This is a genomic window from Phocaeicola massiliensis B84634 = Timone 84634 = DSM 17679 = JCM 13223 (genome assembly GCF_000382445.1).
GTDB lineage: Bacteria > Bacteroidota > Bacteroidia > Bacteroidales > Bacteroidaceae > Phocaeicola > Phocaeicola massiliensis.
This window is the reverse complement of the sequence record NZ_KB905472.1, coordinates 2953133-2964713: the sequence shown is the minus strand read 5'-3', so window position 1 is coordinate 2964713 and position 11581 is coordinate 2953133. Positions and strand designations below refer to the sequence as shown.

At 43.2% G+C, this 11581-nt stretch carries 8 protein-coding genes; 6 read left to right on the top strand and 2 right to left on the bottom strand.

Annotation, left to right across the window (positions count from 1 at the left end; all coding sequences use genetic code 11):
* The first annotated feature begins 699 nt into the window (after positions 1-699).
* Positions 700-2289: a DUF6057 family protein gene (locus HMPREF1534_RS06805; RefSeq protein ID WP_032931717.1), complete on the top strand. Its 1590-nt coding sequence runs from the start codon at positions 700-702 to the stop codon at positions 2287-2289.
* Positions 2290-2297: 8 nt separating this feature from the next.
* The gene (locus HMPREF1534_RS06810; protein WP_005941654.1) at positions 2298-3746 is read left to right on the top strand and encodes a TolB-like translocation protein; all 1449 of its coding nucleotides are present in this window, start codon (positions 2298-2300) and stop codon (positions 3744-3746) included.
* Here HMPREF1534_RS06810 and HMPREF1534_RS06815 read toward each other — a convergent pair.
* A complete protein-coding gene (locus tag HMPREF1534_RS06815; protein ID WP_005941651.1) occupies positions 3739-4629 on the bottom strand; it encodes an AraC family transcriptional regulator in 891 nt (296 codons plus the stop codon). The two genes, HMPREF1534_RS06810 and HMPREF1534_RS06815, sit on opposite strands and share 8 nt — an antisense overlap.
* 507 nt (positions 4630-5136) lie before the next feature.
* On the opposite strand from HMPREF1534_RS06815, the gene HMPREF1534_RS06820 reads away from it, so the two are divergent.
* Positions 5137-5415, top strand: coding sequence for a LysO family transporter (locus HMPREF1534_RS06820; RefSeq protein ID WP_005941649.1), 279 nt, complete (start codon positions 5137-5139; stop codon positions 5413-5415).
* On the top strand, positions 5412-6032 hold the full coding sequence (locus tag HMPREF1534_RS06825) for a LysO family transporter (RefSeq protein ID WP_005941646.1): 621 nt from the start codon (positions 5412-5414) through the stop codon (positions 6030-6032). Before HMPREF1534_RS06820 ends, HMPREF1534_RS06825 begins: the two co-directional genes overlap by 4 nt.
* A gap of 106 nt (positions 6033-6138) precedes the next feature.
* Here HMPREF1534_RS06825 and HMPREF1534_RS06830 read toward each other — a convergent pair whose 3' ends face one another.
* Positions 6139-6825 (bottom strand): hypothetical protein, encoded by a 687-nt coding sequence (locus HMPREF1534_RS06830; RefSeq protein WP_005941643.1) that lies wholly within the window; start codon positions 6823-6825, stop codon positions 6139-6141.
* A gap of 210 nt (positions 6826-7035) precedes the next feature.
* Between HMPREF1534_RS06830 and HMPREF1534_RS06835 the strand changes: the two genes are divergently transcribed.
* Positions 7036-9261, top strand: a complete 2226-nt coding sequence (locus tag HMPREF1534_RS06835) for a GH92 family glycosyl hydrolase (protein WP_005941640.1) — start codon at positions 7036-7038, stop codon at positions 9259-9261.
* Between the two features lie 40 nt (positions 9262-9301).
* On the top strand, positions 9302-11566 hold the full coding sequence (locus HMPREF1534_RS06840) for a GH92 family glycosyl hydrolase (RefSeq protein WP_005941637.1): 2265 nt from the start codon (positions 9302-9304) through the stop codon (positions 11564-11566).
* Positions 11567-11581: the final 15 nt, after the last annotated feature.

The following is an 11581-nucleotide window of genomic DNA, read 5'->3' as shown; positions in this document are numbered from 1 at the left end:
AAACATATTGAATCAAAACCGTTAAGAATGAATCATCTATAGGTTAAAGGCACTATATTAATTTCTATTTTGCTTCGTATGAGTAGAAAACAAGAAATTATACAAAGGATACTCCTGTTCCACTCTGTCATATTATGGCTTGTACAGCCAACAAACGCCAACGAAAGAATAATCAATAGAAATAAAGATTTCATCGTTTTTGTCATAAATTTGATTTTAAGGTTAATTTTTCACATTGCAAATATCCCGTTTCTTTTATCAACCTACAAATACAATTCAAGCATTATATAATGAAATCTTATCAATGGTAAAAAACATCCAGTTATTCAAGAGGTGACCGATTGGTAACAGAGAAAACCATATTTTTCATCCACAAAATATGCTGTGACATGATAGATAACGTAAAATAAGGTTCATTTTATAAGCGTGTGTATAGACTCCTTTCACTCCATCGCTGGTAGAGAGAAAAGAGATATCCAAACGGACATAATACAAGGAACGCATCGTATCTTTTCAACTTTATGGTTAGAAACTCTTTTGGTATAAATGCAAATAACGTAATTAAAATGGAATATCAAGATGGGAATGACAGATTGAGTGAATAGTATCAAAAGTTGATAATATAATATTAATTGACTTTTTCGTTTTTCTCTACTTTTGCAAAGACAAGGGAAAAGTGAATGTAACTTGCTAAAAAGAATGAAAAGACAAAGAATTATGCAGCATGATACCCGATATCTATTTTTAAGTATGACGATAAGTGGAGTAGCTTGTTTTCTGTTTTTCCGCTTCGCCTATCCTTATCATCTTCTTCACCGAGAGCAAATGCTATTGTTCACTTATACAGTCGATCAATTTATCGATTATTTCAATCATCCCGCCCCCTTATCATGTCTGGGGGGTGACTTTTTGACTCAATTCTTCCATAATATCAATATGGGGGCAGCTGTCGTTGCCTTAACTATGGCAGCATTAGGGACATTGACTTATTTCACTTGCCGTAAATGGACCAACCGATGGATAGCCATAGGTTTTTCAATAGTGGTTTTTATTTGGGAAAGCCTGCGCTTCTGCCAAATTCAGTATCCATTTTCGGCGACCCTTTCACTCATCGGTGCTTTGTCCCTGTTTTTGCTGACAGACAAATTAAAAGGAAAATGGGATTTCTTTATCGGAAGCATTTGCGGAACCATGTTATGCTATAGCCTGTTCGGTTATGGTATGTTTGCTTTCACATTACTTACTATCCTTTCCGCCTTGAAGCGGAAACAGAGTTATGTGGTTATTTACGGAATGATACCGGTCGCTTTGGCACTGCCTCCCTTAGCTGCCCGCAAATATCTGGTCATTCCTTCGCAAGCATACTCTTTCCCGGCTACGCTTTGGTATGGAACACCTGATTTTGAGAACGAGCGCATATTAGGCCTGAATACCGAAGACTATTTTGAGAATTGGGACAAGATAAATGAATTGGTACACGACGGTGTTCCGGGAAATGCCATATCCGTGTGCTATAATCTGGCCAATGCCATGCAAAACAATCTTCCGGAAAAGCTTATGGATTATTACCAACCGGCAGGATTGGGTCTGTTCATGCCTGTGAACGAAAAATCGACATATCTTTCCACCCAATTGTCTGGAGAGGTCTGGTTCCGCTTGGGCGATATGACCATGGCAGAACACGCTTCCCTCTTAAGCATGATATTTTCTCCTCAGAACAAGAGTGTACGCATGGTACAGCGACTGGCGGAAATCAATTTGATAAACGGAGATAACGAAGCGGCACGAAAATATCTGCGTATCCTCTCGAACACACTCTTTTACAAGGAATGGGCGAAAAAACGCACACCGGGGAAGGAAAGTCCGGAAGTGAAGGAATGGCTGAAGTACAAACGCTCGTACCTGCCCCAAAAAGATACCCTGAGACTTTCGTCTACTGATGTCGTAAAATCGCTTCACCTGTTGATGGAAGCCAATCCCGCCAACCAAATGGCACGGGATTATTTACTTTGTTTCGATTTGCTGATGAAGGATCTCTCCGCTTTTCTGAAAGATTATAAGCGATACCATACCGGAGCACCTAACCGTCTGTACGCAGAAGCTTTATTGATTCATCTTTATCAAAAGCGGGCAACCGGTAGTGAAATCAAATCCACAGGCATAAACCCTGTCATCGTACAGGATTTTAATGAATACAACCGGTTGCATACACAAGGCAATTCATCTGCACTGGAAAGCAGATTCGGAAGAACGTATTGGTACTATTATCAGTTTGCACAATTTCAATAATGTTGATCATGAATAAGATGCAGTTGTTTTTCATATTTTGGCTGGCGGGACTGGCGGCATGTACTCCCATTCCCGAGAATGTGACGCGCGTAAAAGAATGTGCTCCCATCTATCCCGACTATACCGACATTACTATACCTTATAATATAGCTCCTCTGAATTTTATGATAGAAGGAGCTGAAGGATTGCAGGTCACTGCCTACGGAGATACGGACAGTCTGCGGATATCGGGTAAAGACAAAGCCCGTTTTCCCATCGGCAAATGGAAGAAACTGTTGCTGCAACAAAAAGGGAAATCGGTGCAAGTACGTGTAACGGCCTTGATGAAGGGCAAATGGCTGGAATATCCCTCCTTTCAATGGCAGGTAGCTGCCGAGGCAATAGACGGCTATCTGAGCTACCGCCTCATAGAGCCGGGATATGAAGTCTGGAATAACCTGCAACTATGTGAAAGGAGTTTGGAAGATTTCAGCGAAAAGGTCATAGCGGACAATAAACTGACAGGTGGTAATTGTATGAATTGTCATACTTACGGAAAGCAAAGCGGTCGGCTTTCCATGTTTCATCTGCGTGGGAAAAACGGAGGAACCATCCTCAACCGCGATGGAAAGTTACGTAAGCTCAGCCTCAAAAATGATTCCATGATTTCAGCGGCGGTTTATGGAGACTTCCATCCGTCCGGACGTTATGCAGTGTTCTCGTCTAATATCATCATACCTGCTTTTCATGCCCAAGGCAGCAAACGTCTGGAAGTTTATGATACCGAATCCGATTTGGCAATTGCCGACTTTGAACAGAATCGGATGATTCTTTCTCCGCTTACCCGGGATAAAAAAGTATTGGAAACTTTCCCTACTTTCTCGGCAGACGGAAAACATATTTATTATTGCTCGGCTCCACAAACCACGTTGCCGGACAGTATCTGCCAGTTACGCTATTCGCTTTGCCGCATCGGTTTTGATCAGGAAAACGGTTCTTGGGGGAAACAGGCAGACACCTTATGGAATGCACGCGAACAACAAGGCTCCGTCTGTTTTCCCAAAGCGTCTCCCGATGGTAAATACCTGCTGTTCACCATAGCCGACTATGGCACCTTTCCCATCTGGCATCGGGAAACAGACCTATACATACTGAATCTGTCTACAGAGACCATCCATGAGTGCAGTGCTGCAAACTCGGATCGCTCGGACACTTATCACAGCTGGTCGTCAAACAGTCATTGGTTTGTCTTCGCCAGCAAACGGGGAGACGGACAATATGGCAAGCCTTATTTTGCCTATATAGATAAGGAAGGAAAGATTTACAAGCCATTTGTCTTGCCGCAACAGGACCCGGCACATTATTTCCATACATTCAAGTCCTACAACATTCCTGAACTATCGAAGAGTCCACTTCCTTTTGATGCTGTAGACATTAAAGAGATTTATCTAAATAGTCCTGCAGAACCATTTAAATAATCGTTTTATTTTTACGGTAGTTGTCCCGAAACTCACTTGGTGTGACTCCCTTTTTCTTTTTAAAGATGCGGTTGAAATTGGATAAATTATTGAATCCACAGTCATATCCAATTTCAGCTATCGACAAAGAAGAGTCTATCAAGGCTCGTGAAGCAGCCCCCAAACGGATATCTGTAAGGAAGTCAATAAAACTCTTGGAAGTATGTTGCTTAAAGAAACGGCAGAACGAGGATTCGCTCATATTTACCATTTCCGCCACTTCCGATAGGCGGATGACTTCGGAATAATGCCGGCTGAGGTAATCCATCACCCTACCCAAGCTCTCGTCGGAAGAATGCTGATGCATGACATTTGCGGCAAACTGTCCGGTGGATAATTCACGCATACCTTTGTCTATCGATAACTCATGCAGAATGATGAGCAACTTAATCAGGGAATAAAAGCTGTCGTTCTCGCAGGTAAGGGTTTTCAGCAACGGACGCACCTTAGCTATGGATTCCCGGCTGAATGCGACACCCCTTTCGGCATGGCGGAAAAGTTGTCGTATGCTAATCATTTGGTTCTTATTGAGGAAAGTGTCGGTCAATAAGTCGGGATGAAACTGGATGGTAATTTCATGGATGTTTTTCGATACATTGCGATAGTCTTTCCAAGCGTGCTCCAAGTGGGGATTGGTCACCAATACCAATTCCTCTTCGTCTATCTCCTCGATAGAGTCACCCACAATGCGTTGTGCTCCTTTGGCGTTCTCAATGAAATTCAGTTCACACTCGGGATGTATATGGATAGGAAAATTAAAGTTCGTTTTCTGGCGCTCTATCAAAATGAAACAATCCTTGGATGACAAGGGGGATACTTCTTTGAATAATTCAGTGTTTATCATATTTTCGATTAATAAGATTCAAGTATTTGCGTCAAAGGTACAAGGAAAAGTGAAAACAAAAATAAAAAGCAGGATGTTTTTTCACAATACTAGTAAATTTTTACCGATACTTTAAAGGTTAAATATCGAACCATATAAAGCAGGTTCATAGATATATAAGAAATCATTTAAATATTATCACAAACGAACATCTCTTTTTTGTGTGGAATAGGGTTAATTATGAATATTTATTTGGTAAATATGCGAATAACGGTTATCTTTGCACCAAAATTTATAGATAATATGAACCAATTATGCTCTACATATAGCACATATAGCGTTAGATGGGAACGAGAAAGCCTGTGTAACAGCTTCATTGTACACGTGCATTGGTTCAGCGGGTTTATTTGAGTTTTATCCATTCTATTTTTTCTTCATTCCAACAGGCTGTGGAAATGAAAAGTATATTAGTGGTGACTTTGTTTTTAGTCATCAGAATCTATGTTTCATTCTAAAAGTAGCTATTTTATGTTTACTATTATATCTATAATGTTTACAGGTATCGGCATTGGATATCTGTTGCGTGATTTACGATTTTTGCAAAAAGTAGAGAAAAGTATTTCTCTTACCATATTCCTGTTGCTTTTTGTTCTGGGGCTTTCAATAGGTTCCAATAGCTTAATTATTAATAATATAGGGAAATTCGGATGGCAGGCCATTGTACTTGCAACTTTAAGTATTTTAGGTAGTTTACTGGCATCTTTCCTGGTGTTTCATTTATTTTTTAAGAAAGGAGGTAACGAATGAAAGGTAGTTTGATTGTTGTGGCGTTTTTCTGTGTCGGTTGTTTGATAGGAGCAGCCAATGAGTTCCGGTTTTCTACACACAATGTTTCCATGTATGTGTTGTATGCATTGATGTTGCAAGTTGGAATTGGGATTGGATGTAACAGACAATTAAAAGAGTTGATTAAAAGTTTGCGATTCAAAATGCTGCTGGTGCCTGTTGCTACTATTACAGGAACGTTGCTTTTTTCGGCATTTGCCAGTTTGTTATTAACCCAGTGGAGTGTTTTTGACTGCATGGCGGTGGGAAGTGGCTTTGCCTATTATTCCCTTTCTTCTATTTTGATTACACAGTTCAAAGAACCTTCTATGGGATTACAGTTAGCCACAGAGTTAGGAACAATTGCTCTTTTGGCAAATATTTTTCGTGAAATGATGGCACTTCTCGGTGCTCCTCTTATTCGGAAATACTTTGGGAGGCTGGCACCTATTTCTGCTGCCGGAGTTAATTCAATGGATGTATTATTACCTTCTATTACCCGGTATTCGGGAAAAGACATGATTCCGATTGCTATTTTTCATGGAATCTTGATTGACATGAGTGTTCCTGTGTTTGTTTCATTCTTTTGTAATTTATAAATCTTTGCTTTTGTTTATTCGAAGGAAAATAAGGCGGGAGATAAGGATAATATGAAAAGTAAGCGAAAGTCCGGCTTGAAAGACATCGGGACTTTCGCTTACTTTTTTATTTCTTTTTGGCTGCAACGGCCAACAACACTCCCAGTACGATGCCCAATATGGCGGCAAACAGCACTCTCATATTCGGAGGGAGCAGGAAAGTGATGGTATGTGCCGGATACCAGAACAAAGGAATGGTTTTCTTGAATACGAATCCCCACAACACTGCCCAGTTCAGTTCCGTCATAATCCGTTTCATGGGGATGGGAGTGAGTAGTGCCTTTACCGAACCGCCGCAGTGACCTATGTGGGTGTCGGTTATCTTGTGAAGAGTCATAAAGACGGGGGCAAAAATGCTGTTCATGGCTACCGATATGGCTAATGCTATCATTATTTTCTCAAAACACATCTCTCCGTTGATGGTGGAGGAAGCATTTGCCATACCCATATATTCCATAAACATCGGCACTCCTTTTGAGAAGATAATCATTGCCATATTGATGCCCATGCCAAGCAGTCCCCATACCACCATCCGGGGAATGATTCCGAAAGTCCGGTTGATATAAACACCGGTGCTGATGCGCAGTCCGATCATTTCGCCCATGGTAGAAAGGATGGCAAACTTCAGGAAACTCATGACCATGCCATGGGTGGCGTTAAAGGTTTTGTACCATTCATAAGCATCATCGCTTATAAAGAAGGGGAGAAAAATGGCTGTAGCCACCAAAAGAAAGGTAAAATCGCTCTTTTTCATTGTTTAAGTTGTGTTTTTCAATAATATAATGGACAAACATACAAAAAAACTTCTAGGTTCCTATCAAAAGACTTTCTTTATTTTATTGTTTCTTATACCTGGAATGAGAAAAATAATCGGAAAAAAATGAAGTGTTTGATAGGAAAGGTTGCTGTTGTGATTATAATATGTATTTTTGTAATAGAGTAATAATGAAATTCTTTGTATAGTATGAAGACACCTCTTCTCTCGTTTTTGTTTTTTCTGGTGATATTTGGAGCATGTATATCTGATAGGCAGCCGGCGTCGGCTGTTGATTATAGTTTATTGGTAAATCCGTTTATCGGAACAGATTTTACCGGGAATACCTATCCCGGTGCTCAGGCACCGTTTGGCATGGTTCAGTTGAGTCCGGATAACGGCTTGCCCGGTTGGGACCGTATTTCGGGTTATTATTATCCCGACAGTACCATTGCCGGTTTCAGTCACACGCATTTGTCGGGAACAGGGGCCGGTGATTTGTACGACATTTCCTACATGCCTGTCACCCTTCCTTATCGTGAAGCTGAAGCGCCTTTGGGCATTCATTCCAAGTTCCGGCATTCGGATGAAGAGGCTTCTGCAGGATATTACCGTGTATTGCTGAAAGATTATAATATAAATGTGGAGTTGACTGCCACGGAGCGTTGTGGCATTCAGCGTTACACTTTCCCAAAAGCGCAGTCTGCCGTATTCCTGAATTTGAAGAAGGCGATGAACTGGGATTTCACACAAGACTCCCATATCGAGGTGGTGGACTCATGCACCATACAGGGATATCGGTTCTCTGACGGTTGGGCACGTGGACAGCGTGTTTTCTTCCGTACCCGTTTTTCCAAACCGTTCCGGTCTTCCGAAATAGATACTACCGCCATCATACAGGATGGCAAGACCATAGGTACTGCATACGTGGCACGTTTCAACTTTGATACGACCGATGGGGAAGAGATAGTGTTGTGTACGGCTCTTTCGGGAGTAAGCATGGAAGGGGCAGCTGGAAACCTGGCGGCTGAGGCTCCTCATAATGACTTTGATAAGTATGTGGCGGAGACCAAAGAGAATTGGAACCGTCAGCTTGGGAAGATAGAGGTCAGGGGCATCTGTGACTTGGATGACAAGGTGAATTTCTATACGGCTTTGTATCGCACCATGATAGCGCCCACTGTCTTTAGTGATGTGGACGGTTCGTATTATGGACCTGATAAGAAAATACATAAAGCCGATGGCTGGGTGAACTATGGCACTTTTTCTTTATGGGATACTTATCGTGCCGCCCATCCGCTTCTTACTTATACCGAGCCTGTCCGCACCAATGACATGATAAAGTCTTTTCTTGCTTTTTATGACCAAAACGGCCGGCTTCCGGTTTGGAACTTTTGGGGTAGTGAGACTGATATGATGATTGGCTATCATGCTGTTCCCGTCATTGTGGATGCTTATTTGAAAGGAATAGGTGACTTTGATGCAGAGAAAGCATTGAAGGCCTGTGTCGCCACTGCCAACTTGGACAATTATCGGGGAATCGGGCTTTATAAGAAGCTCGGTTATATTCCTTATAATATAAAAGATGAGTATAATGCCGACAATTGGTCGCTTTCCAAAACACTGGAGTATGCTTTTGATGATTATTGCATTGCAGAGATGGCGCGCAAGATGGGAAAGACGGAACTGGCGGAAGAGTTTTACAAGCGTTCTCAAAACTACAAGAATGTATTCAATCCCGCTACAGGATTTATGCAGCCCGTTGATGACAAGGGTGTTTTTATCCGGCCTTTCTGTCCCGATGACTATACAGCCCATATTTGCGAGAGTAACGGATGGCAGTATTTATGGTCTGTGCCTCAGGATATTCGCGGACTGATAACTTTGGTCGGAGGAAAAGACCGCTTTGCAGAGAAGCTCGATAGTATGTTTACGTATATCCCTGCCGGGAAGGAGGATTTGCCTATTTTCAGCACCGGTATGATTGGGCAGTATGCTCATGGCAATGAGCCGAGCCATCATGTCATTTATTTGTATAATAAAGTACGTCAGCCGTGGAAGACTCAGAAGTATGTGGCACAGGTGATGCATCATCTTTATTTCAATGCACCTGCCGGATTGTGCGGCAATGAAGATTGCGGTCAGATGTCTGCCTGGTATGTATTCAGTGCCATGGGCTTTTATCCGGTCAATCCCGTAAGTGGTGAGTATGAAATAGGGACTCCGTTATTTCCCGAAATGCGTATGCATCTTGACAACGGGAAGACTTTTACAGTGCTGGCACCGGCTGTCAACCGTGAGAATATCTATATCCGGTCGGTCAAGTTGAACGGAAAGCCATACGATAAGAGTTATATCACCCATCAACAGATAATGGACGGGGCTACTGTGGAATTCGAGATGAGTTCCGAACCGGGAGAGATTTGGTATCGATAATCCGTTTCATCGGAAATAAAATAACATCAAATAGAAAACAATGAAATTCAATAGACTCGTAAGCGGTTGTTTGGTAGGATTATTATGTTTGAGTGCATGTTCTACCCAAACAACGGAAATGAAAGAATACACCGGTTATGTCAATCCTTTCATCGGAACGGGAGGACACGGACATACGCATCCGGGTGCCATGTTGCCTCACGGAATGATTCAACCGGGTCCTGATACGCGTATCGATGGCTGGGACTCCTGTTCGGGCTACTATTACGAAGATTCCACCATCAATGGTTTTGCCCACACACGCCTTAGCGGTACGGGCTGTGCCGATTTCGGTGATTTTCTTTTGATGCCTACCGTAGGTGAGCAGAAGGTGGAATATCTTGGGAAAGAGAGTCAGCAGCGTCCTTTCGCTTCTGCTTTTTCGCACAGGAACGAGTATGCCGAACCGGGATATTATTCGGTTTTCTTGGATACTTACGGTGTGAAAGCCGAGCTGACGGCCACTGAGCGTGCCGCCATGCACCGTTATACGTTTCCTGAAAGCAAGGAATCGGGTTTCATTCTGGATATGGACTATAATATTCAGCAGCAAACCAATCAGGTCATGGAGGTGGAGGCTGTCAATGATACCGTGCTTTGCGGATACAAGCGCAGTGCTTATTGGGCTTGGCAACAAGATCTTTATTTTTATGCTGTTTTCTCAAAGCCTTTTACCCATACTCTTTATACCGATACCATCGAGGAAGGCGGACAGCAGATTCCCGTCTGCAAAATGTTGCTCCGTTTTGATACGGCTGAAGATGAACAGGTAATGGTTCGTTTCTCCATCTCGTCTGTCGATGGTGAAGGAGCCAGGCAGAATCTGTTGGCTGAGTTGCCCGACTGGGATTTCGACAAGGTGCGTGCCGATGCCCGAAAGACTTGGAATGATTGTCTTTCAAAGATAGAGGTGAAAACGGAAGACCCCGACCAACTTGCCATTTTCTATACTGCCATGTATCATGCATTCTTGAGTCCGAACTTGTTTACCGATGTAGACGGGCGTTATTTGGGGATGGATTTAAAAGTGCACACCACCGATAAGGAAGATCCTGTTTACACCACTTTTTCTATTTGGGACACATTTCGTGCGTTGCATCCTTTGCTCACCATCATAGACCCTCATACCAACGAAAGCTATATCCGTTCATTGTTGAAGAAACAGCGTGAGGGAGGTGTTTTCCCGAAATGGGATTGTGCTGCCAACTACACGGGAACGATGATTGGCTATCATGCTGCCTCTATCATCACCGATGCATACGTGAAGGGCTATCGCGATTTCGATGTTCGCGAAGCCTACCAAGCCTGTCTCCGTACTGCCGAATACGACACGACCGGCATTGTCGGTCCGAAGTGGCTGGTTCCTTTTGTGATGCCCCGTGCCCGTTATTACAAGGATGCGCTGGGCTATATTCCTTGCGACCTCGAAAACGAATCGGTGGCAAAGGCATTGGAATATGCATACGATGATTGGTGTATATCCGTATTGGCAGATAGTTTGGGAGATGTGGAAACAAGAGATAAATATGCTCGTTTTGCCGGGGCATATAAGTCTTACTTCGACCCCGAAACCCGTTTTATGCGCGGGCGGGACAGTAAGGGGAAATGGCGTACTCCGTTCAATCCTCGTTCGTCTACCCATCGCAGTGACGATTATTGCGAAGGTACGGCTTGGCAGTGGACTTGGTTCGTGCTTCACGATGTGCCCGGTCTGGTTGGCTTGATGGGAGGAGAGGAGGCTTTTGTCGGTAAGCTGGATTCCCTGTTCACTGTTTCTTCCGAGCTTGAAGGGGAGACGGTTTCGGCAGATATTTCCGGTCTTATCGGGCAATATGCTCACGGCAACGAGCCGAGTCATCACATCATCCATCTGTATAACTATGTCAATCGTCCGTGGCGGACACAGGAATTGGTAGACAGTGTGCTGTATAGTCAGTACCGCAATGCTCCCGACGGTCTTTCGGGCAATGAGGATTGTGGTCAGATGTCAGCCTGGTATATTCTGAATGCGATGGGTTTCTATCAGGTGTGTCCCGGTGAGCCGGTTTACTCCATTGGCCGTCCCTTGTTCGAGGAAGTGACCATTCACCTGCCCGGTCAAAAGGATTTTGTGATTCGCACGAAGAACAACTCAAAAGAAAACAAATATGTTCAGTCCATTCTGTTGAACGGGAAACCGCTTGAACAGCCTTTCTTCACGCACAGCGACCTGACGGCGGGGGGAGTGATGGAAATCAGTATGGGAGCCGAACCTTTTAAACCGTAAATAAACCAGGCAACA